The sequence below is a fragment of the Alteromonas aestuariivivens genome (genome assembly GCF_003367475.1).
GTDB lineage: Bacteria > Pseudomonadota > Gammaproteobacteria > Enterobacterales > Alteromonadaceae > Alteromonas > Alteromonas aestuariivivens.
Map to the genome: position 1 here is coordinate 41,169 of NZ_QRHA01000002.1, position 22,229 is coordinate 63,397.

General features: G+C 51.4%; 16 protein-coding genes. 7 read left to right on the forward strand and 9 right to left on the reverse strand.

Going from position 1 to position 22,229, the window contains the following annotated elements; genetic code table 11:
* Window positions 1-43 precede the first annotated feature (43 nt).
* From DXV75_RS03040 to rapA, 4 genes are all read right to left on the reverse strand, one after another.
* Window positions 44-373: a hypothetical protein gene (locus DXV75_RS03040; RefSeq protein ID WP_425451670.1), complete on the reverse strand. Its 330-nt coding sequence runs from the start codon at window positions 371-373 to the stop codon at window positions 44-46.
* Between the two features lie 170 nt (window positions 374-543).
* Window positions 544-1,377: a DUF3530 family protein gene (locus DXV75_RS03045; protein ID WP_181898338.1), complete on the reverse strand. Its 834-nt coding sequence runs from the start codon at window positions 1,375-1,377 to the stop codon at window positions 544-546.
* Between the two features lie 57 nt (window positions 1,378-1,434).
* Window positions 1,435-2,136, reverse strand: coding sequence for a bifunctional tRNA pseudouridine(32) synthase/23S rRNA pseudouridine(746) synthase RluA (gene rluA / locus DXV75_RS03050; RefSeq protein ID WP_115591827.1), 702 nt, complete (start codon window positions 2,134-2,136; stop codon window positions 1,435-1,437).
* Window positions 2,136-4,958, reverse strand: a complete 2,823-nt coding sequence (gene rapA / locus DXV75_RS03055; protein ID WP_115591829.1) for an RNA polymerase-associated protein RapA — start codon at window positions 4,956-4,958, stop codon at window positions 2,136-2,138. Before rapA ends, rluA begins: the two co-directional genes overlap by 1 nt.
* Window positions 4,959-5,391: 433 nt before the next feature.
* Between rapA and DXV75_RS03060 the strand changes: the two genes are divergently transcribed.
* A complete protein-coding gene (locus tag DXV75_RS03060; RefSeq protein WP_115591831.1) occupies window positions 5,392-6,789 on the forward strand; it encodes a PhoH family protein in 1,398 nt (465 codons plus the stop codon).
* A 59-nt stretch (window positions 6,790-6,848) separates the two neighbouring features.
* Here the strand turns inward: DXV75_RS03060 and DXV75_RS03065 are convergent, their stop codons facing one another.
* The 3 genes from DXV75_RS03065 to DXV75_RS03075 all read right to left on the reverse strand — a co-directional run bounded on the left by DXV75_RS03065 (window position 6,849) and on the right by DXV75_RS03075 (window position 11,087).
* Window positions 6,849-7,799: a hypothetical protein gene (locus DXV75_RS03065; RefSeq protein ID WP_115591833.1), complete on the reverse strand. Its 951-nt coding sequence runs from the start codon at window positions 7,797-7,799 to the stop codon at window positions 6,849-6,851.
* 50 nt (window positions 7,800-7,849) lie between these two features.
* Window positions 7,850-9,253, reverse strand: a complete 1,404-nt coding sequence (cysG, locus tag DXV75_RS03070; RefSeq protein ID WP_115592173.1) for a siroheme synthase CysG — start codon at window positions 9,251-9,253, stop codon at window positions 7,850-7,852.
* Window positions 9,254-9,356: 103 nt separating this feature from the next.
* Window positions 9,357-11,087, reverse strand: a complete 1,731-nt coding sequence (locus DXV75_RS03075; RefSeq protein ID WP_115591835.1) for a DEAD/DEAH box helicase — start codon at window positions 11,085-11,087, stop codon at window positions 9,357-9,359.
* A gap of 187 nt (window positions 11,088-11,274) precedes the next feature.
* Here DXV75_RS03075 and prsT point away from each other — a divergent pair, with 187 nt between their 5' ends.
* A complete protein-coding gene (prsT, locus tag DXV75_RS03080; RefSeq protein WP_115591837.1) occupies window positions 11,275-14,049 on the forward strand; it encodes an XrtA/PEP-CTERM system TPR-repeat protein PrsT in 2,775 nt (924 codons plus the stop codon).
* On the opposite strand, the gene DXV75_RS03085 is transcribed toward prsT, so the two are convergent.
* Window positions 14,037-14,858 carry an ion transporter gene (locus tag DXV75_RS03085; RefSeq protein ID WP_115591839.1) on the reverse strand — a complete coding sequence of 274 codons (822 nt, stop codon included), beginning with the start codon at window positions 14,856-14,858 and terminating at the stop codon, window positions 14,037-14,039. The genes prsT and DXV75_RS03085 overlap by 13 nt on opposite strands.
* A gap of 119 nt (window positions 14,859-14,977) precedes the next feature.
* Here DXV75_RS03085 and DXV75_RS03090 point away from each other — a divergent pair, with 119 nt between their 5' ends.
* From DXV75_RS03090 to DXV75_RS03110, 5 genes are all read left to right on the forward strand, one after another.
* Window positions 14,978-15,199: a hypothetical protein gene (locus DXV75_RS03090; RefSeq protein ID WP_115591841.1), complete on the forward strand. Its 222-nt coding sequence runs from the start codon at window positions 14,978-14,980 to the stop codon at window positions 15,197-15,199.
* Window positions 15,200-15,446: 247 nt separating this feature from the next.
* On the forward strand, window positions 15,447-16,229 hold the full coding sequence (locus tag DXV75_RS03095) for a sulfotransferase domain-containing protein (protein WP_115591843.1): 783 nt from the start codon (window positions 15,447-15,449) through the stop codon (window positions 16,227-16,229).
* A 125-nt stretch (window positions 16,230-16,354) separates the two neighbouring features.
* Window positions 16,355-17,800, forward strand: coding sequence for a glycoside hydrolase family 71 protein (locus DXV75_RS03100; protein ID WP_115591846.1), 1,446 nt, complete (start codon window positions 16,355-16,357; stop codon window positions 17,798-17,800).
* 255 nt (window positions 17,801-18,055) lie between these two features.
* A complete protein-coding gene (locus DXV75_RS03105) occupies window positions 18,056-19,651 on the forward strand; it encodes an alkaline phosphatase family protein (protein WP_115591847.1) in 1,596 nt (531 codons plus the stop codon).
* On the forward strand, window positions 19,648-20,700 hold the full coding sequence (locus DXV75_RS03110) for a glycosyltransferase family 2 protein (protein WP_115591850.1): 1,053 nt from the start codon (window positions 19,648-19,650) through the stop codon (window positions 20,698-20,700). Before DXV75_RS03105 ends, DXV75_RS03110 begins: the two co-directional genes overlap by 4 nt.
* A gap of 127 nt (window positions 20,701-20,827) precedes the next feature.
* Here DXV75_RS03110 and tolC read toward each other — a convergent pair whose 3' ends face one another.
* The gene (tolC, locus tag DXV75_RS03115) at window positions 20,828-22,228 is read right to left on the reverse strand and encodes an outer membrane channel protein TolC (protein WP_115591852.1); all 1,401 of its coding nucleotides are present in this window, start codon (window positions 22,226-22,228) and stop codon (window positions 20,828-20,830) included.
* Window position 22,229 lies beyond the last annotated feature (1 nt).

Below are 22,229 nucleotides of genomic sequence, written 5' to 3' on the forward strand. Positions count from 1 at the left end.
ATTGGATCATGGTTTGGGGAGTGGTGCAACTATGGCAGGCCGATTAGGGGCGGATCCCTATGCAGTCGATAGGGCAAAAGCCCTTGCCTTCGAGAAACAGCATGCAGTTGGCGAGTTCTTCAACCAGGTAGGTATCGTACATGAGCTTGTCTTCAGACCAGAAGTGGATCTGGTGTAACAGGTGCCAGAACACCCGCTCTTTCTGGGAATACGGCTGAGCCATGCTGTACCGCACCTGGCCCCACTCTTCCATGGTATCCCAGAAGAAGAGTTCGAGCTCACTGTGCGCGATGTCCCCTTGCCAAAATGCACGGAGATAGAAGCACAACTGCCTTGCCTTGCTATTGATAAATGTGTTGACCTTCACCAACATACTGTTAAAGGATAATGAGAGTTAATTTCAATTATAGCCATAAGTTTTCCAATTTCCTGCTATTGCATGACTTAACAATCAGCGCTCTGAAAAACCTTATAAAAAAGTACCAGATTGTAAACCATCGCATACTCAAAAGAATGCTGCAAGTCTCCTGCCTTGAACAGGATTTACCAGCCCAGATACCGGATCCAGCCGTAAATTTCCTTACTCAGCCAGTTAGACAGCGGTGAGGAAAAACCATCCAGGCTTGCGACCGGAAGGCCATTATCCTGCACCGTTCGCTGGCGGTAGTGCAGTTTCAGAGCACGCTTGGCAGCCAGTTGCCTGGGCCTGGCGGTTTGGGATTCCCAGTGATTCATGCGGGTCAGGCGCAAATCCAGTACCGGGTATTCGGTGTTTGCCAGCATGTCACTGATTTCCTGATTTACCTTCTGCTCCGGCCAGTATGGGGCAATGGTAACCAGAGAATCCGGTACCGGGACCTCAGCGTTTTTGCTCAGTGCGAGATACTGGGTGGCGGTCATGCCTTGGGTGATAAGTACTTTGAGGCCGTGTACGCTATTGGACTGCTCAAACAATGCCTTCAGCAGGGCTCTGAGTTGCTCCTGACTGCCCTCATAGTTAACCCAGGATTGAAGCTGGCTGGCAGACGAAGATGCAATGGAGGCATTGACCGGCTCCGGGTGAGCAATGGAGAGTGGTAACACCACTATGCGGGTGTGCCAGCCCCATTCGTTCATGCGCCTTGCAAGCTGAAGTGCCGCGCTCAGAGTTAATCCCTGATAGCCGTTGTCGACCAGCATCATGGCGACGCCGCGGGACAGAACTGCGTCGGCAGGGTGGCTGATGACCGGGATTTCAGTGTTGCCCAGATTCAGAGATGTGAGCTGGGAAGGCTCGAATTGCCGGCCAATGTCTGCCCACACATCATTGCCCCGCGCAACACCTTCAAAGCTGAGCAGAGACATCACAGCCAGACACAGTGGCAGCAGTTGGCGCATGGCAGTCATCCTTTAAACACAATCTATGGCTCTTTATCGGCGGTCTGCCGGAAAAAGTTAGTCCTGGGGTACAAGCATGGGCTCAGGGGAATAACTGGCAAAGGGTATAGGCGCAACAAAACGGCACCACCGGTTGCTAACGGGGTGTCTTATTACCAGGCTCTCTGCGTGCAGTTGCAACCGCTGAGCTGCGGCAAGGGCCTGCTCATGGGCGTAGAGTCGGTCTCCCAGAATAGGATGTCCAAGCGCCAGCATGTGGACCCTGAGCTGATGTGAACGGCCGGTAACCGGATACAGTGCAACCAGCGTTTCTGCGGCTGATGTGGATACAGCCTGGTAGCGCGTGAGTGCAGGTTTGCCATGCTCGAAGTCGACCTTTTGTTTTGGCCGGTTAGGCCAATCACAAATTAGGGGTAAATCAACCTCGCCTTCGAGATTGCCCAATTGCCCATACACTCTGGCAAAATAGCGTTTTTGTGTTTGCCGGGTCTCAAACTGGCGGGACAGATGGCGGTGGCTGGCTTTGTTCATCGCCATTACCATCACGCCGGAAGTGGCCATGTCCAGGCGGTGCACGACCGTGGCGGTGGGAAATACAGACTGCACCCGGCTGATAAGGGAGTCCCGGTGCTCCGGCGCTTTACCTGGCACACTGAGTAATCCACTGGGTTTGTTGGTCACCACCAGATCGTCGTCCTGATAAAGCAGTTCGAGGTACGGTGTGGTAGGTGGCCGGTATACAAATGCCGGGTTCGCCATTACGGGTTATTTACCACAATGCGCAAGGCATCCAGCTGAACATCGGCGTGTTTGAGCGCATTGTCCAAAGCCCGCATTTGATTTTCTATGTACTCAATTTCACTGTCGCGAACGGCTGGGTTTGACTGCTTCAAATCTACCAGGCGCTGCACTTCACGGCCGAGTGTTGCTTGCATGGTTTCGATGGCATCATGCAGGATTTGATTGGCCTCGCTGTGGGCCTTTTTGCCGGCAATTTCGATTTGTTTGCTTACGGCGGGCTGCAGGGCTTTTATCAGTTGCTGGGCCATTTTGCGTCCGACCGGGCGTTTTATATCAAACTCCAGGTCTACGGCCTGGCCTTGGGCGTCCAGGCAGATGCGAATTGGCGTTTGCGGCAAAAACCGGCCCGGCTGAAGTTTGGCCGGCGCCTTGGCTGTCAGCACAAACAGGGCTTCGAGCCAGTACGCGCCTGTAGGTAAACTGGGCTCGGCAATAAATCCCACACTGCTCTTGCCCAGTACGTCAGTCAGTACCATGTCCATGGCGTGGTGGACCAGCGGATGATCCCAGCTCAGGAAATGAACGTGTTCTAACGTAGTGGCAATACGGCGTCGGTAAGTGACAGTCATGCCCTCAGGATCCAGCCCTGGTAGCTGGCTGACCATGGACTCGGTCGGGCGCAGGATAAAACAGTCATTGCCTTTTTCTTCCTGCTGAACGCCGATGGCGTCGAGCAAACGCCCCATAAAACGTGACAGAGCCAAATCACTATCCTGCGCGATAATGGCTTCAATCAGTGCGTCAACTTTGCCCTCGCCAGAGGCATTCAGCTCAAGCAGACGGTCGCGGCCTTCTTCCAGCTGTGCTTTCAGTTGCTGGTTAAGGCGCTGGCTGGTTTCTACCAGCGCTTCCTTGTGCGCTGGTTCGTCTGGCTTCATGCAGGCACCAATCAGCAAAGGTTTTACCGTTTCAAATACACCCGAGCCGGTTGGGCAGGTCTGGCTGAACGCATCCAAACCCTGATGATACCAGTCATGCAGCACCGACTGTGCGCTGCCCTTAAGATAGGGAACATGGATCTGAATGTCTTTGGTTTGGCCGATGCGGTCGAGCCTACCGATGCGTTGTTCGAGCAAGTCCGGGGTAACCGGAAGATCGAAAAGAACCAGATGGTGGGCAAACTGGAAGTTTCGCCCTTCACTGCCTATCTCGCTGCAAAGCAGTATCTGCGCACCTTCCTCCGGGTCGGAAAAATAATGTGCGGCCTTGTCCCGCTCAACGATGCTCATGCCTTCGTGAAACACGCTGTGGCGGATACCGGACCGCTGGCGAATCACTTCGCCAAGTTGTTGGGCGGTAACGGCGCTGGCACAAATCAACAATACTTTTTCAGGCTTTACCGAAGGCAGGAATTCCAGCAGCCAGTTGACCCGTGGGTCAATGTCACACCAGCGGTTGACCAGAGCACTCTGACGCTCCGGGTACAACGCCAGTGTCAGGTCGTCACCGCCAACCACACACTGGTGTTCTTCAGGCAGGTCCTGAGGGTAACTGTGCAATTCCCGTTTGGGGAAACCGGCAATACCGGCCCGGCGGTTACGGAACAGCAAACGACCGGTGCCATGACTGTCAATTAACTGGTGTAAAAGTGTGTCCTTGGCTTCCCGCTCGTCAAGCGCCTCATTGCGCGCCATAACCTCCGGCGCCAGACGTTGAAGCTCCTTGACTTGCCGGGCGTTCAGTGGTGCATCGGACAGCAGCGGGGCCACGGCGTCTGCCAGTTGGCTGTATCTTTGCTCTTCTTCCAGAAAGGTTTCGTAGTGGTAAAAACGGTCCGGGTCGAGCAGCCGCAAACGGGCAAAATGGCTTTCATGGCCGAGCTGATCCGGGGTGGCCGTCAGCAAAAGCACTCCGGGAACACTGCCGGCAAGCTGTTCAACCAGCAGATACTCTTCGGAGGGTTGCTCAGCAGACCAGGCCAAATGGTGCGCTTCATCCACTACCATCAAATCCCACCCGGCACTCAGTGCCTGCTGATGCCTTTTGGGATGCTGCTTCAGAAAGTCAATGCTGCACAGTACCAGCTGTTCGGTCTCGAACGGGTTGTCACCGGAGTCATCCAGCGCATCGCAGCGGCTTTCATCGAAGATCGCGAAGGCCAGATTGACCCGTCTGAGCATTTCAACCAGCCACTGATGCACCAGAGAGTCGGGAACCAGTATCAACACCCGCTGGGCTCGCCCGGTACGGATTTGCTGGTGGATGATGAGTGCGGCTTCGATGGTTTTGCCCAGGCCCACTTCATCGGCCAGCAACACTCTGGGTTCATGACGGCGGCCAACTTCAGCGGCAATGTGCAACTGATGGGGAATAAGTTCAATACGCGCGCCAGCCATTCCAATGGTGGATGAGCGGAAATATCCGTGTTGATGGCGTAGTGCATTAAGCCTTAAATCAAACCATTTGGGCGAATCAAGCTGGAAATTGAACAGTCTCTGTTCTGGCTGATTGAGACGAATTTGATGATCCAGCAAGGTTTCAGGCAAGCGGGCATTGGCTTTGGTGTCTTCCCTCAACCCATGGTAAACCAGCACGCCCTGCGTCTCCTCTACCTGGGATACGGTAAGTGACCAGCCGTCCTGGGACTGGATGGTATCACCTTCAGCAAACACCAGGCGGGTCAAAGGAGCGTCTTTCTTGGTGTATATGCGGGCGTCGCCAGTGGCAGGAAAGAGGATTTCAACGGACCGGAAGTCCACCTGAATTACTGCGCCAAGACCCAATTCAGATTCGGTATTACTGAGCCAGCGCTGGCCGACGGAAAATTCTTCTGCACTCATAGTGACATTGCCGTGATGTTGCTAATGATCGAGGGGGCGCTATTGTACTGACAGCATGCCCCTGAATAAAGCGCTTACTGCCCTGAAACCCCGACTGTTTTCATATGTGGCGGGTGTTTGAGCAAGTTTAGCACAACCCCGTGGGTAAGCGATTGGGATACCATCAGGCAGGCAACTGCCCTCTGATGCTCTTTGAGGTCAGATGAGTTGTGTTGGCAGTGACCAATACAGAGACTTCCTCAGCATATAGCGGTTTTGTCATCAATTTTGAAAAAAAGGAAGTGCGCGTCAGCTAAAACTGGATTATGGTGGAATTGAAAGTCGACGCGACATGGAGTGGATCGTCCGTCTTGACCGGTTACAGCTCCTGAGCGCGACTGTTGATAGCACGTCAGCAGTAAGGCGGGCTCGGTTTAAATTACTGGAGCGACGGATGCCAAGACAAAAATCCAGCGATACTAAAATATACGTTTTAGATACCAACATCCTGCTACACGAACCCCACGCATTTCTCTCCTTCAAAGAAAACGATGTTGTTGTTCCCATGACCGTTCTTGAAGAACTCGACTACATCAAAGACAGCAAGAAAGACGTTGCCAGGGATGCCCGGGTGGCCATTCGGGCGATGGAAGATTTGCTCCACGATGCCACCCCGGAAGACATGCTTGCCGGCGTTTCCATGGAAGGCATGGGGGCCGGGGAAACCAAACCCACTGGCTGTCTGTCGATTTTCAGCGATATGAACATGGCGGAGTCGCAACAGATTTTCACCATCAATGAAAACGACAACCGCATCATCAATGTGGCGTTGCATCTACAAAAAACGTACGCCCCCCAGCAGGTGGTACTGGTTACCAAAGATCTGAACATGCGCCTCAAGGCTAAAGGCGCGGGGCTGGCCCATGTTGAGGATTACCGAACCGACCAGTTGATTAGCGACATCAAATACCTGTCCAAGGGTTACTATCGATTTGAAGGCAATTTCTGGGAACAGATAAAGGCAGTTGACAGTCGCACCGAGGGGCGGGATACCATTCACACCCTCGCGCGCTCAGTATTGCCCGACGCTTACATCAATGAGTTTTTACTGGACGAGGGCAAGCAGTTTGCCGGCCTGGTTGAATCGCTTAATTCTGACACCATCGAGGTGCTGGATTTGGGCTATGAACGCATGATGGGCCGCCATGCCTGGGGGATCACGCCGAAAAATATTGGTCAGGCCATGGCGTTACACGCGTTGCTCGACCCCCATATTGATCTTGTCATTCTTACCGGGCCTGCGGGCAGTGGTAAAACCCTGCTGGCGCTGGCTGCAGCGCTGGAGATGGTAGTTGAAAAGAACATGTACGACAAAATCATAGTGACCCGCAGTACACCGGAAATTGCCGAATCGATTGGCTTTTTACCTGGAACTGAGGAAGAGAAGATGGCGCCGTGGTTGGCAGCTATTACCGATTCTCTTGAAGTGCTGCACAAGCACGATGAGAATACCAAGGGTTCTATGAGTTACATTATGGAAAAAGCCAACATCCAGTTCAAATCGGTGAACTTTATGCGTGGCCGGAGTATCCAGAATTCCATTGTGATCCTGGATGAATCACAGAACCTGACTGCTTCCCAACTGAAAACCATCATTACCCGTTGCGGTGAAGGCACCAAACTGATTGTGGGTGGAAACCTGGCACAGATCGACAGCAATTACCTCAGTGCAGTAACTTCCGGTTTGACCTATCTGGTGGAAAAGTTCAAAAACTTCTCCGGCAGCGCCACCATCAACCTCGATGGAGTAGTGCGCTCCCGCCTGGCGGAGTTTGCCGAAGAACAGCTTTAATCCAGCGCAAAAAGATAAGGGCCTCACAGGCCCTTTTGCGTATGAACTTCAATCCACGTTCAGGGAATTTTCTCCACCGTATATTGCCCGGTTGTCAGCGCAGGTAGCGAGCTTTGAGCCACTTGCCCGGCTGGCAGCAGGTTTGGGCCGGTGGGCTCCATTAACACGTAGCGGGTACCGTTCCATTCAATGGTCTGATCCTCAGCTTTTGGGGGGAGTGCGATGCCAAGCAGTGCGTGGCTGGGCAGCAACACCAGAACCATCGGTGTACTGGGCAAAAAAGCACGCCCTATGGAAGCGGTAAGTACCGACTTACTATCGCAGTCACCTTTGTTATTCAGCAACAGCGCAACAGGCGGCAGAAAACCGGCACCGTTTGAACCGTTGCGATCATCAAGCGGATCGTAGGGAATACTTTGTGCCCAGCTCAGGACCAGATTAAAGTAATCGCGAGCGCCCGACTGGGGGGGGAGTTGTTCGTAAAAGGCCTGGGACGCGGGAATGAGTAACGGTGTGCTCAGGCTAATGAAGCGAATATGATCCGGTTTTACTGCCTGCTGGTTCAGCGGGGTTGTATAGGGAACGTAATACCGATCCTGAAGGTAAGTCTGGTAGGCCTTTTCCTTGACCGCAAGTAGCTCCTGCTGGATGTCATTGAGTTGCTGCTGATTGCGGCCCTCAACATTTACCTCAATGGCTTCTCCCCGCTGGCGTATAGTGATGCGCGCATCCCGGGGGTCGAACTGGCGGGCAACTTTGAGCATTTCTACCGTGACATGGCGCTGTGCAAGAGACGCCTGATAGTGGCTCAACTGAAGTGGCGTGGCATCAATACTTTCGTGTGGCAGGTTAAATTCAAGGTGGTGGGAGTGCAGGCTGGCATCCAGCCAGTGGTAGGCAAACTGTTGCCCATGCTGAGCAGTCTGTGTCTGGAAGGTTAACTGTTCCGCCTGGCTAATCGCACAGAAAGCCGCACACAGCAGTATTATAGACCCGCCAATTCGCCGCAAATTGATACATCCTGTTGGGCAATTTCGTTCATTATGTGCCAGTTATTGGCTTATTTCCAGCCTTGCCCGCCTTGCTGGAACCAATCCAGCTGTTGATGTAACGACACCACGGAACCGACGATGATCAGCGTGGGTGGCTTCATATGTACTGTTTCGGGGTGCTGACTGATAGTGGATAATGTTGCCGTAATGACTTTTTGTTCGGCGAGTGTGGCCTGTTGGACCAGGGCTATAGGAGTATTTTCACTGAGCCCGTGTTCGACCAGCTTGTGGCATATAATGTCCAGCCCGGTGAGACCCATGTAAAACACCAGAGTCTGATTGCTGTGTGCCAGTGCCGACCAGTTCAAATCAATGCTGCCGTCCTTAAGATGGCCGGTAGCAAATACCACCGATTGTGCGTGGTCTCTGTGGGTAAGCGGTATGCCGGCATATGTGCTGGCACCGGTTGCGGCCGTAATGCCGGGAACTACCTGAAATTCGATGCCAGACTCGATCAGAGTCTGAATTTCTTCGCCGCCCCGCCCGAAAATAAATGGGTCTCCGCCTTTAAGCCTAACCACCCGCTGCCCCGCTTGGGCTTTACGAACGATCAGGGCGTTGATGTCTTCCTGTGGCAAGCTGTGATTGCTTTTTTCTTTGCCGACGTAGATTTTTTCGGCGTCGCGGCGTACCAGTTCCAGAATGGGGCCAGATACCAGACGATCGTAGATAACTACATCGGCCTTCTGCATCAGCCGCAGTGCACGAAATGTCAGCAAATCCGGGTCACCCGGACCAGCACCCACTAGATAAACCTGGCCCTGGGGTTGTTGATCTGTAATGGCGGCCTGAAGTTCTGTGTTAAATCGCGTTTCAGCCTGTTCATGCTGGCCTTTTTCCACCAGTTCTGCCACATCGCCGTCGAGAATGGATTCCCAAAAATAACGCCGGGCAGTTACGCTATTGAGGCTGCTTTTTACCGTATTGCGAAACTTTTCGGAAAATTCACCCAGCCGGCTGATGTTTGAAGGCAACACCGATTCGAGCTTCTGGCGTAAATAGCGCAGTAATACCGGTGCCACACCTCCGCTACTCAGAGCTATAACAATGGGAGAGCGATCGATGATGGAAGGGGTGATAAATTCGCACAGCGGGGTATTGTCAACCACGTTGACCAGCACCTTGTGCTGCTGGGCAAGGGCGTGAATATGGGCGTTTAACAGGGAGTCGCTGGTCGCCACAAAGACCATTTTCTTATCACTAAGGTCGGCTTCTTCGAAACGCCGCTGGTGGAGCGTGACCTGGGGGTGTTCTGCCAGTCTGCTGACCGTATCACACACGTCAGGGGCAACTACGGTGATAGTGGCAGAGCTTTTGAGCATCAGTTCCAGTTTTCGCGCGGCCACTTCTCCAGCACCCACTATCAGGCAGTGTAATTCAGAAGTATCGAGAAAAATTGGAAAATAGCGCATCGTTTTTGCCGCCGTCAAAAAAAGTTCAGGCCTCATTGTGACGCCTGAACTTATTAATAAGAAGCAATTTTTTAAAGTTTGTTATTTCTAACAGTTATATGCCTTAGCGTTTGCGTTCCCCGCGTGGCTCACGACGTTTTGGTGGTGTGTCCATCCACTCACGAAGGTTCAGACGCTGGCCGGCAACCCGGGTTTTTTCCAGAATCCCCTTGGTTTCCTTTGGCATTCCCTGAGGTAAATCTACGGTACTGTAGTTGTCGTAGATTTCGATTGCGCCAATGTGCTTACTGTTGATGTTGGCCTCATTGGCAATTGCACCGACAATATTGCCCGGTTTGGCACCGTGATTGTGCCCTACATCGATTCGATATCGCTGCATGCCTGCTTCAGGGGTTGTTTTGCCCTTGGGTTTACGTCGCTCCCTGCTGGGGCCGCGTTCGAAGCGCCCGCCGTCTTCCCGTCCGTCTCTTCCTTCTTTCCGGGGAGGCTTGCTGTGCAGGTCGGGTCGGTCCCCTTCCCTGAGTAACAGGGGTTCATCTCCTTGAGCCAGTTTAATTAGCGCGGCTATTAAACGCTCAGGTGACGCTTCGGTCTCGTGTTGCAGCATCTCCACGATTGGCATCAGCGCTTCCAGAGAATCGTCGCTGCTGGCTTCAATCACCGCTTTTTTGAACTTGGTCAGCCGGGTTTCATTGAGTTCGCTGATCGATGGGATCGGCATTGGCTCAATTGGCTGTCGGGTTGTTTTTTCAATCGCAAATAAAAGGCGTTTTTCACGATGGGAAATAAACAGAATGGCCTCACCGCTGCGACCTGCGCGGCCAGTTCGGCCAATACGGTGGACGTAGGATTCGGTGTCGTAGGGGATATCGAAGTTAACCACATGGCTGACCCGCTCAACATCCAGACCACGGGCAACTACATCGGTCGCAACCAGAATATCAATGTTACCCTGCTTCAAACGCTCTACTGTTCTCTCACGGGCGTTTTGCGGAATGTCACCATTAAGTGGTTCAACGTCATAGCCGCGTGCTGACAGTTTTTCTGCCAGCTCCACCGTGGCGGTTTTGGTACGCACGAAAATGATCACACCGTCGAACGGCTCAACTTCCATGATCCGGGTGAGTGCTTCCAGTTTGTGGTGGGGCGCAACCTGGCAGTAGCGTTGGCGAATGGTGCTGGCGGTACTGACCTTGGAAGCAATCTTGACGTGCTTCGGATCTTTCAGATAGCGCTGGGTGATTTTCTTTATTGGCCCCGGCATGGTGGCGGAAAACAGCGCGGTCTGACGCTCATCCGGTGCATGGCTTAGAATCAGCTCCACATCGTCAATAAAGCCCATGCGCAGCATCTCGTCTGCTTCGTCAAGCACCAGGAATCTCAGTTCGTTGAGTTTCAGTGTGCCACGCTTTATGTGGTCAATTACCCGCCCGGGGGTGCCGACAACAACCTGGACGCCACGTTTCAGCTGGCGGATCTGGTTGTCGTAAGATTGCCCGCCGTAAATAGGCAGTACTTTGATTTTCTGTGAAAAACTTGCGTAAACCTGAAAGGCTTCTGCAACCTGAATGGCCAGTTCACGTGTTGGCGCCAACACCAGCAACTGCGGGTGTTTGGCGTCGGCATCTATCTGGGCCAGCATGGGCAACGCGAAAGCGGCGGTTTTTCCGGTTCCGGTTTGTGCCTGGCCAAGTAAGTCGTGACCTTCGAGCAGCAGCGGAATGCTTTCTGCCTGAATGGGTGAGGGTTTCTCATAGCCAACTTTTTCAAGTGCTTGTAAGATGGGGGCAGGCAGATTGAGGTCTTTAAATGTCAGCTCGACGGTTTCGGTCATTAATGATCCTGATGGGTAAGGCGGGCTCGGCTCAGAAGCGAACGTCATTCGTTGCCGGCGATGTTGCAAAACACATATTATATTCAATAAAGCGATCAGATACCATGTCATTGCACTGCCAAGGCAGGGATATTGTTGAAAATTCGCGTAATTAGGCCAATTCTGATTGGTAGTTAGAGGTATCAGAATGAAAACTGTGTCTGGAATCAGGACAAAAGCGGGGGCAGGGGCGGCAATTTTGCTCTCTTTAGCAGCCCTTTGGGGTTGTAGCAACAAATCACCCGACGATCATTTGCTGGCAGCTCGCCAGTTTGAACAGGCCCAGCAATACGATGCGGCCGTAATTGAATACAAAAACGCCATACAGTTGGAGCCTCAGGCAGCAGGCCCCCGGTTTGAACTTGGCCGGCTCTATCTGCACCAGCAGCAGTACGAGGCGGCTGAAAAAGAACTCAACCGCGCGCTGGAGCAGGGGTACTCACCTTCGCAGGTGATCCCGCTATTGTCCGTTGCCTATCAGCAGACGGGCGCAGACACTGCTCTGCTGGGCATTGACCACAAGGTCACAGGAATGACTGCGGTACAATCAGCCGAAGTAGGTTTTTACAAAGTCCAGGCATTGGCTGAACTGGGAAAAAACGATCAGGCACTTGCCCTGATCTCCGAACTTCAGGCTCTCGACACTACGTCGGTTTACAAAGGCCTGTCTTCATCCTTCGAGCTCATTCTGACAGAACAATTTGAAGCCGCATTAGAACAAACCCAGTTGCTTAAGCAGCAAGCTCCTGCCAACAAAGATGTTTTGCTGCAATTGGCAAAATTGCAGATGCTGCAACGGCAGTGGCCGGAAGCCATAGAGACCTATCAAAACTATATCCGTATAAATCCGAAAGACCTGGCGATTAAGTTCTCCCTGCTGGCGTTACTGATGGAAGAGCGGCGGTTTGACGAGGCTGAGCAGTACGTTGATGAGCTTCTGGATATTAATAGTGAGCACGGCCTTCTGAATCGGTATAAAGGGACCATCGAAGTGACCCGCGGGCAATTCTCGCAAGCGACCGGCCATTTGGATAAGGCCATTCTGAACGGGCAAAACAGCCCGGTGGTGCATTTGGTTGCGGGTTTTGCTGCCTATCAATTACAGGATTACCCGAAAGCCAGTTCACACCTGTCGCAAATTGCTGCGCAATTGCCAGAAAACCACCCGGGTCTTCGGATTCTGGCTGACAGCCTGCTTCAGCAGGGCGCCAGCGAGGATGCCGCCGAAATTCTTGATCGGGTCAACGGTGAATTGGAGTCTGACGCTGACCTGTTTTCCAAGGCTGGTTATCAGCTGGCCAGGGAAGGAAATGTAACAGATGCACGCAAAATGGCGGAACGAAGTCAGGAGCTGAGTCAATCGGCGCAGGAATTGACCCGATTGGGCGTGCTGCAGTTGTCACTTAATGATGTCGAGGGGTTGATTAACCTCGAAGCTGCGGCGGCCAAAGCGCCTGAATCTGTGATCACACAGAAAACCCTGTTGGGCGCTTATTTGGCGGCAGGTCAGCACGACAAGGCCAAAAATCTGGCGCTGCAATGGCATCAGCAATCTCCCCAAGCCAGTGAACCCATGCTCTATCTGGCAAGGTTGGCAATGGTGGAGCAACGGTACGATGATGCGAAGCAGTGGTTAACTACCGTAGAAAAGCTGCCCGAAGCGGCTGAAGAAAGCTTGCTGATTCGGGCAAGACTGGCGTTCCTTATGGAGCAGGATGACAATGGCGTTGCGACACTTGAGAAAGTACTCGCCAGTTCGCCGGCCCAGATTAATGCGCTGACGCTGCTGTATCTGTATAAGGCTGAACAGGGAGATGCCAGTTCGGTGGTCCAGCGCGCTAATGCAGCGCTGAAAATCAATCCTGAAAATCTGGCGCTTCGTGTATTGGTCGCCCGTATGCATTTTGCTGAGCGTGACGATGCGCTGACGCTTCAGACTCTGGAATCGGTTATCCCAACCCCGGAGACGCCCCAGGCGTATTGGTCATTAAAAGGGCAGGCGTTACTTAACAGCGGAAAAATTGAATTGGCAGAATTGCACTACCGTGCTTGGCTTGACGAGTACCCGCTGAATAAAGATGCCGCACTGGGGCGATTGCAGGTGTTTGAAAGAAAGCGCCAGTATGGGGCAGCCAGTGCGTTCGCACAGACATTTCTAAACAAACGGCAGGATTGGCAGATTGAAGCACTGCTGGCTCATTTTCTCGTGATGGACAACCGCCTCGATGCCAGCAGGAAAGTAATGGAAGAGCTGCCGGAACAAATTACCCAGTTGCCATTTGTTCGTGGTATTCAGGGGCGTATCTATCTCAAGGAACAACAGCCGCAGCGTGCCTTGGAGCATATTGATGTTGCATATAAAGCCCTCCCTTCAACACAGAACATTCTGCTTTTGGTGGAAGCGTACGAAGCCGCCGGGAACCCTGAGGAAGGGTTTCAGGTTCTGCAAAATCATGTGGAAAATCATCCGGATGATACAGCGCCTCTGGCCTTGTATGCGCAACGATTAATCTCCAGGGATAAAGGTCAGGCTCTAGCGGCCTATGCTGGCATACTCGAGCGCTTGCCGGACGACCTTGTCAGCTTGAACAATCTGGCGTATTTGCTTTATGAGCAGGGCGAATATGACAAGGCGGAACCCCTGGCCCGACGTGCGGTGGCCATTCAGCCATCTAACCCGGATGCTGTGGATACACTGGGGCAAATTCTGGTCAAGCTGGGCCAGCACAAGGAAGCCTTGTCATTGTATCAGGGGGTCATCAAGCCAGAGAGTGGCAGTGATGCCGTGTATCTCAACTACGTTGAACTGTTGCTGGCACAGGGGCAGTCTGAACTGGCAAAACGGCGCCTGGCCAGCCGGACTTTTTCCCACCCCGAATCAAAGCAGCGCATTGAATCTTTACAGCAAAGCTATTCACTGTAAGTTTCCTGGCGGCGCAGGTTATCGACCTGCGCCCTCAATCCCCGCAGTTCAGCCATAACCATATGCAAATCAGGCTCATTGCTTTCGGCCTTTTCTGCCTGCCGGGCCTTGGTATTTTCCTGTTCCATCACGTTAACCACAATGCCGATGACCATATTCAGAAATGCAAAGGCGGTAAAAAAGATGAATGTCAGATAAAACAGCCAGCTCAGTGGATAAACTTCCATGGTTTCGTACATTACATCTGTCCAGTCCTCAAAGGTCATAACCCGGAACAGTGTCAGCAGGGAAATGGTGATGTCTCCCCATAAAACGGGATTGATCGGTTCGAACAGGGTGCTGCCAATCGCGGCATAGATGTAAAAGATGATGAACATCAATAGCATGACATAACCCAGTTGCGGCAGGGCTTTGACCAGCGAAACCAGCAATATCCGCAATTCGGGGATAATGGAGATCATTCTGAGTACCCGAAAGACCCGCACCAGTCTTGCGATAACGGCGAGGTCGGTGTTGTCGGCCGGGATCAGACTGACGACGACAATTAGCGTATCGAACCAGTTCCAGAAATTTTTAAAAAACAGGCGCTTTTTGGGTTCAGCCAGAAAGCGTATACAGATTTCAGTAAGAAAGAAGGCGCTGATGAACCAGTCCAGAATCAGGGTGATACTGCCAAACGTTGGTGGCATATCGTAAGTTTTCGCTCCAACCAGTAATGCTGAAATCACGATTACCGAGATGACAAAGGTTTCAAAAAGTTTATTGGAGCGAATTGTTTCAAATCGGGATTGGAGTAACGAAGCTTGCATGGGTTACCTTAAAAAACCTGCCTAAGGTGAAAATATACTCAGAAAGTGTTTGAAAAATAGTCTGTTATATCCCTAGAATGGAATCAGAAAATTCAATGGATTGAGTAGATGGGCGTATCATGGATGAGGAACTGGCGTTATTGCAAGGAAAATTGGCGTTTGTTGCTGAACAGCTGCAGAGCTTTTCACCTACAAGGCCTAAACTGATCCAGCTTAAATCCTCTATGGAATTGCTCTTGCTGCAGCTTGAACAGATCCGTGGCGAGGGCGCAAAGCGCGCACTTCAAAATGGCAGTAGGAGAATTAGCCAGTGCAGCCACAGAATAACGCAGGGTTGTTGAAAACCTCAGCCGGAGTATTTAGGCTGCAGGTAAGGGCCTTTGCCCCAAGGTGCTGAGCTTAGCCGGATACTCAGGTCATGACGACTTGATCTGGAAACTCACACCGAGCATATTTAGCATTAGGTTCTACAGCTAAATTTTTAAAGTAGTACAGATAAACCGGCACATGGGAATGGTGCAACAGGCTACCGCCAGTGTGTCGAACTGGTGGTGTTCGAAGTTCAGATACGAATGAAGGTAATGGAAAATGCTTGATAATTTATGCTACCTCTCAGAGAGACACCTAAGAGCGCCCTATGAGGTTCCGTACCAATGGCCTGAAAAGTACATTTTGTGTTCGTCTTTCCCGAAAAGTGGAAACACCTGGTTCAGATTCATTGTTGGGAACATTTTAAAACAGCTGATTGACAACAACGACACTCCGATAGACTTCCATGAGGTTGATAAGTATTCCCCATACATCAGGGGTAACCGAAAGCTCGAAGGTGCAAGGCTAAACAGCGAATTCCCGCTGTTGCTTAAAACTCATTTTACTTATGTTTCCGGGTTCAATGTTGAGAGCTCAATTGTGCTTTTTCGGGACCCTGTTAAAGCATTGTCCTCGTATAAGATTTACCTTGAGGATGAAGTCGGTAAGAAGTTTGTCAGTAACAAACAGTTTCTGGAACACTGGCGTTATGGCATCAATGCCTGGGTCTCCTTTCACAAATACTGGCTCACTACCGGTCATCTCAAAGTAGTTTCTTACGAAGAACTTGCAGCAAATACCTTCGACACAATGAAGCGTTTTTTGAGCAAGTTTGATTTGGTGGTTACTGACGATGTGATTGAAAAAGCGATTGAGAACAGTTCGAAAGAGCAGATGAACAAGGTTCGAAATGCTAACGGAGACCCTCACGCTAAAAATCCAGACTATCAGTTTGTCAGTAAATCTGCCCGCAAGCTTGCGTTTTCTGACGAGGAAAATGCCCTGATTAGGGAAAAGACCGACGCCATTTATTCACAGTTGCTGGAACTGGAAAAAAGCTGACCTGCGCCGGTTTTGAAAGAGCTTAAAGGGGCTGGCTGCGCACGACATGCAGTGGTCATTTGTAAGGCGTGTGCACGAGATAACCTTCGCCATAACAGCCCAACCTCGCAGCAGGAACTTTTCTGATGTTTAAGCCAGTTTGTCTGAGGTACCTGGGGTTTTTATTGTTGTTCCTCCCCTTGCTTGGGCAGGCGTCGGACCTCCAGGCCTATCAAGGCGATTCTCCGTTTGATTTGTACGATGGCGAGGAATTGCGCAAGTCACCCAAAAAGGTGTTTGCTCACTATCTTTCTGTCTTTCCACTTTCCATTGATAACCAACCCCCAGATTCCGATTACTATGCCCGCCACTACCTGAACCCCCAAGGAGAAAAGGGCAAACATGCGGGCTATGGTGGTTTCATTCGTCAGCGTCCGCTCCCAAGATCACCCCGTCCCGGTGTGGATTGGCTGGAACAGGACCTGAAAGATGAGCTGCGGCTAGCCAGTGATATTGGCCTGGATGGATTCAGCTTCAATATACTTTCTTTGAGCGGAAGGCACTGGGAGAGGTTGGAAACAATGCTTAAAGTGGCTCACGAACAGAGCCCGGATTTCAAAATTATGCTGATGCCCGATATGGTTGCGCTCAAGAACGTGCCGTATGAGAAATTAAGTGAGGCCTTGTGGAGTATCAGTCAGCAGTCGGCAGTGCTCAAAAGCAGCGACGGCAGAGTGGTCATAGCCCCTTTTAATGCGCACAACAAAACTGCGAAGTTCTGGCAGCAATTGAAAACCGATTTTTCTGCACGGGGCAGTGATATATTTTTCTTGCCTACGTTTCAGGGCTGGTGGAAGTTTATTGACCAGTACCGTTCGGTGAGTGACGGTTTTAGCGACTGGGGAGCAGGCAGCCTGAAAGGAGCGCTTTCATTAAACCGGGTCAAGGCGCCGGAGCGGGTTCATGATTTAACCGGTAAGATATGGATGGCACCGGTGCGGCCACAGGATTTCCGGCCCCGTTCTTACAAGTATTTTGAGGCAGGGAACAGCGAGCTGTTCAGAACCATGTGGTCAACCGCCATTGAGGGGAAAGCAGACTGGGTTCAGCTCATCAGCTGGAATGATCATGCCGAAGGAACCGCGATCCGGCCTTCAACTAAAACCCGCAGTGCGTTTTATCAACTAAGTGCCTTTTATACGCAGTGGTTCAAGACCGGCGTTATGCCCACTATACGGCGGGATGCCATCTTCTGTTTTTACCGTATTCATTCTACTCAGGTTAAGCCGGATCTGTCTCGTCAGTTGAAGCTTTTTGATGCCGCAGGTGAACCGCAAAATGAGATCGAACTGCTTGCGTTTCTTGCCCGGCCCGGGCAACTGGAAATTGAAATTGGTGGGCAGATAAGCCGGCGCGAGGCACCTGCCGGGATCACCAGTTTCAAGGTACCTTTGAGAAATGGAACGCCGGTATTCAGAGTCAGTCGGGCTGGAATTAAGGAGTTGGAGCTTATCGGACGGGAGCCAGTTGGCGGTGGTATTGTTTACCAGGATTTGCTCTACCGGTCAGACTATCTGGCTGCTCCTTATTAATAGGTGTGAGTCAATGGCGCAACTTAAAGCGCTAAAAAGTTGAGCATCATCGGGGGGAATTCCTCCTATGAAGTATCTTTGGGTTGACTGGGCTGGTTAAAATATCGACACTGTTATGTAATAGTTAAGTCTAAAGTGCTAGAACGATGCGGCAAGGATGTCTGCGTAAAAAAGCAGTTTGCTGAGGCAAAGTAAAAGCAGACCGGTGAGTATGCTGTTTGGTCATGCTTTGTATTACACAAAAGGATAGGGCGTATGCAAAATAGAAGCGTGTTTTTTGTTGGTTTAGACGCTGCTGATAAAGATCTCATTGAGCAATGGGCCGCTGAGGGAGTCTTGCCGCATTTCGCTAAATTGCTTGGCTCTTCTCTTTTTGGTGATATTGAAGTGCCCAGGGGCTTGGAGGCCGGATGTGTCTGGCCGACAACCTATTTTGGCTTGCGCCCCGGCAATATGGGCCAATACGATGGCGCCCGCCTTTTTGATTCAAAAACTTACGAACACATATCCTATCAGCCGGAAACGGATTTAACACCGCCAATCTGGGCAACACTCAGTCAGGCAGGTAAACGGTGCGCCGTCGTTGATGCGCCGTACAACTACCCGGTAAATAATATCAATGGTGTTAAGGTGGTCGATCGTGCCGGGCACGTTCCCGCCGGCGGGGGCAACTTCCTTCATTTGAGAACCAATCCACCTGAACTGGCCGATGAAATAGTTGAACTCTTTGGCCCGGACCCGGCTGAGGGTAAATCCAGTGACTACTTCGCAATGGATACAGTGGAGGATGTGAAGCATTTCGTAGACATCTACTCGACACGTATTGAAAAGAAAACTGACATGATCCTGCATCTGTGGGGCAAGGAGCCCTGGGACTTCTTTATGTCGGTTTTTACTGAAGCGCACTGTGCCGGACATCGTTGCTGGTTTCTGCACGACCCCAATTACCATTCTTATAATGCCGAACTGGCAGAGGCGGCGGGTAATCCGCTCAAGGAGATTTACATCGCACTGGATAAGGCTATCGGCAGGTTGACCGAAGCCGTTAAAGGAGATGCCGACGCGATTGTATATTTAAGCCACGGCATGGGGCCCAGACATTCCGGCACCCGAATTTTAGACCGCATGCTGGCCAGAATGGACCATCAGGATATTGTCACCGGGTCAGGTTGGATCATGGATATGGGGCGTAAGGTTTGGCGTGTGATGCCCGAAGCTCTGAGAAAGCCATTTCTAGGGGTCCGGAACAATGTGACCAACGACGGTTTTCAGCCCAATCGCCATACCCGTCGTTTTTTTGAGGTATACGCCAACGACAGAACGGCCGGAGTAAGAATTAATCTGAAAGGTCGGGAAGCGAATGGAGTTGTTGAGCCGGAAGACTACGACGAACTGTGTGAAACCTTGCAGAAGGAACTGTATACACTGATTAATCCGGATTCAGGTAAGCCCGCAGTCAGGGAAGTCATTAAAGTGAACACCAGTTTTGATGGCCCATTCGGAAACAACTTACCGGACCTGCTGGTTACCTGGAATCGGTCGCACGTCATCAACGCTATAGAATCTCCGATGCACGGAAGGGTAAACAGCGAAGGGCTGGATATGAAAACGCGCACGGGTGATCACCGGATAAGAGGGCGTTTCTTTGCTCTGTCCGATGCCTGGCAACCATGCAAATTGAATGAGAACGTCAGAACCGAAGATTTCGCACCTACTATCGGAAAATTACTGGGCGTTGAGGTACCCGTGACGGATGGGCGCATCATTGCTGCTCTCACGCAAGGCAGTGCGCCTGAAGCAATGGGCAATAATTTGAGACCTGTCGAAAATAAAACCAGGAACATTGCATGAAATCGCCAGCCGTTTCGGTAATAGTTCCTGCCTACAATGCGGCGGGCACGCTTGGTCGAGCGCTGATTTCGGTTGTTGAGCAGTCTTTTACTGATTGGGAGTTGCTCGTCATTGATGATAAATCAACCGATGAAACGGCTTCCATCTGCCGTCAGTATTGTATGCTGGATTCGCGGATCCGCTATCTGTGCAGCCCTTTTAACGGTGGGCCTGCCCATGCTCGAAATGTGGCTCTGGAACACGCCAAAGGGGAATGGATCACACTGTTGGATGCGGATGACTGGTATGAACCTGAACGGTTATCAACTTTGCTGAAGGCTGCTGCATCGCAGGAAAGTCAAATTGTTGCCGACAACCAGATCTTTATGAATGCTGAATTCAATGAATCAAAAGGGTTGCTGACAGAGTCCGGCTCGTCAGATTTTTTGACATTGAGTGTCTCAGACTTCTTTGAAGGGGACGTAATACGGCGGTATTCACGGAACCTTGGTTTATTAAAACCGCTTGTCAGGCGAGAGCTTATTGAACAGCACAGCATTCGCTATGACGACAGAAAGCGCGCTGCGCTGGGTGAAGATTTCTACTTTTTACTTGAATGTCTGGTGCATGCCAAAGTTCTTGTTTACGTCACCGAACCTCTTTATAACTATAGAGTGGATGGCCTGTTGAATATCTCCAAACAACTGAAACTCGAAAGCCTGTTTAACTGGAAGAGCATGCACGAACGATACGCAATTTCACTTGCTGGAAAATTTCAGCAAAGCGAGTGTCGGCATATGCAAAACAGGGGGGTGCAAATAGACCGTTACATCCAGTTTCGGATGTTGGTCGACCCCATAAAACAGGGCAATATTGCTCAGTTTATGTTGCGATTCCTAAAACACCCGGTGCGGTCAACGCAACTGCTGGTTTCTGATCTAATCGCCGATCCCGGTGCTATTTTACTTACTGCAACCTACCTGAAGTTAAACTTCAAACAGGCGGTTGGCCGGGGGTACAGTCGCTGTACAAAGTGGTTGAGTGCCAAGGATTTGAAGAAACCATCCTGAGTTTTGGTGCTGAATGAGGATATTCATCCAATCTCGACCAGTCCAGGGTAACAAAAACAGATAAGAAAAAACCCTGCAAGAAAGTTCCGGCAGGGTTTTCAGCAGACTAACGGGGGTATCTGAAAGATTAACCCTCGTCCGATTCTTTCACCGGTGTGAGCCCGCGGTTGATTAACTCAACGTCTTCGCTGGTCAGGTTACCTGCTGCCTGTTTCAGGTTCACTATCGAACGGATGAAAGCGTAACGGGCATTAGACAGGTTGCGACGCGCATCAAACAAATTCCGGGTGCTGTCCAGTACGTCAACGATGGTCCGGGTACCCACATCGAAGCCTGCCTCGGTGGCTTTCAACGCACTTTCTGCAGAAACTACAGCCTGTTCCAGTGCGCGGATGACCGAGATAGCGGCTTTCACATCGTTAAATGAACTGCGAATGCCCTGCACGGTTTCACGGTAAGTTTGTTCGAGATCCTGGCTGGCGGCTACATACAGGTAACGGGCGCGGTCAGATTGAGAGGTGACCCGTAAGCCTTCAAAAATAGGCACATTCAACCGCACACCGATACTGTAGCTGTCCAGAGTCGGCGGGTTGTTGGTAAAGGTGCTCTCGATGTTGTTTAGAGGGTTTAGGACAGTGCTGGTACTGTCCCGATCTGTACGACCATAGGAAGCGCTCAGGCCTAAAGTGGGGTAGTGGCCGGCTTGGGCCGAAGAAATGTCTTCTTTAGCGATGTCGACTGCCAGCCGGTTTGCAAGCAGATCCAGGTTGCTGTCTTCGGCAATTTTGAGCCAGTCGTCCACGCTGGCTGGAGCTGGTACTCTGGCTGAGAAGCTATCGGTGTCCAGCGCAAACAAACGGTCGTGGTATTTACCTGTGATCACACGCAGTACTTCCAGGGCTTGTTCGAGCTGGTTTTCAGCCTGGATTTCCTGGGCCAGGGTGTTGTCGTAGTTCGCCTGGGCTTCGTGCACGTCGGTGATGGCGGTCAGGCCCACCTCAAAGCGTTGCTTGGTTTGCTCCAACTGGCGTTCGAATGCACGCTTTTCGGCACGTACGAATTCCAAGCTGTCACGGGCACTCAGTACATCAAAATAGGCGTTGACCACACGTACAATCACACCCTGCATTACCGATGCATATATTGCATCGCTGCGCTCGGCAACTTTTTCGGCCCGGTTCAGGCCTACCCAGTTTGCGTGGTCGTATAATGACATTTGCAGGTCAAGACCGTAAGCCAGGACGTCGGTGTCATTTTCACCTGAAAAACGAACGAATTCATTGTCTACAAGTTCGTCAGAGGCTATATCACTATTACTTGTGGTGTAACCTACGAATCCGGAGAGCTGGGGGAATAAGTTTGCCCGGCTGATGGAAATGCCCTCAAATGCGGCATCCCGTTGAGCTTTGGCACTGTTTACCAGTGGGTCATTGGCCAGGGCCTGCTGGTATACTTGAAGTAGGTCATCGGCAAGTGCGGAAGTGGTCACTCCCATTCCTATTATGAGCGACAGTAGAGTTCTTTTCATG

Excerpts from the sequence above, each read along its gene's own strand:
- DXV75_RS03040 (WP_425451670.1), bottom strand. The coding sequence starts at position 373 with ATGTTGGTGAAGGTCAACACATTTATCAATAGCAAGGCAAGGCAGTTG.
- DXV75_RS03045 (WP_181898338.1), bottom strand. The coding sequence starts at position 1,377 with ATGCGCCAACTGCTGCCACTGTGTCTGGCTGTGATGTCTCTGCTCAGC.
- rluA (WP_115591827.1), bottom strand. The coding sequence starts at position 2,136 with ATGGCGAACCCGGCATTTGTATACCGGCCACCTACCACACCGTACCTC.
- rapA (WP_115591829.1), bottom strand. The coding sequence starts at position 4,958 with ATGAGTGCAGAAGAATTTTCCGTCGGCCAGCGCTGGCTCAGTAATACC.
- DXV75_RS03060 (WP_115591831.1), top strand. The coding sequence starts at position 5,392 with ATGCCAAGACAAAAATCCAGCGATACTAAAATATACGTTTTAGATACC.
- cysG (WP_115592173.1), bottom strand. The coding sequence starts at position 9,253 with ATGCGCTATTTTCCAATTTTTCTCGATACTTCTGAATTACACTGCCTG.
- DXV75_RS03075 (WP_115591835.1), bottom strand. The coding sequence starts at position 11,087 with ATGACCGAAACCGTCGAGCTGACATTTAAAGACCTCAATCTGCCTGCC.
- prsT (WP_115591837.1), top strand. The coding sequence starts at position 11,275 with ATGAAAACTGTGTCTGGAATCAGGACAAAAGCGGGGGCAGGGGCGGCA.
- DXV75_RS03085 (WP_115591839.1), bottom strand. The coding sequence starts at position 14,858 with ATGCAAGCTTCGTTACTCCAATCCCGATTTGAAACAATTCGCTCCAAT.
- DXV75_RS03090 (WP_115591841.1), top strand. The coding sequence starts at position 14,978 with ATGGATGAGGAACTGGCGTTATTGCAAGGAAAATTGGCGTTTGTTGCT.
- DXV75_RS03095 (WP_115591843.1), top strand. The coding sequence starts at position 15,447 with ATGCTTGATAATTTATGCTACCTCTCAGAGAGACACCTAAGAGCGCCC.
- DXV75_RS03100 (WP_115591846.1), top strand. The coding sequence starts at position 16,355 with ATGTTTAAGCCAGTTTGTCTGAGGTACCTGGGGTTTTTATTGTTGTTC.
- DXV75_RS03105 (WP_115591847.1), top strand. The coding sequence starts at position 18,056 with ATGCAAAATAGAAGCGTGTTTTTTGTTGGTTTAGACGCTGCTGATAAA.
- DXV75_RS03110 (WP_115591850.1), top strand. The coding sequence starts at position 19,648 with ATGAAATCGCCAGCCGTTTCGGTAATAGTTCCTGCCTACAATGCGGCG.
- tolC (WP_115591852.1), bottom strand. The coding sequence starts at position 22,228 with ATGAAAAGAACTCTACTGTCGCTCATAATAGGAATGGGAGTGACCACT.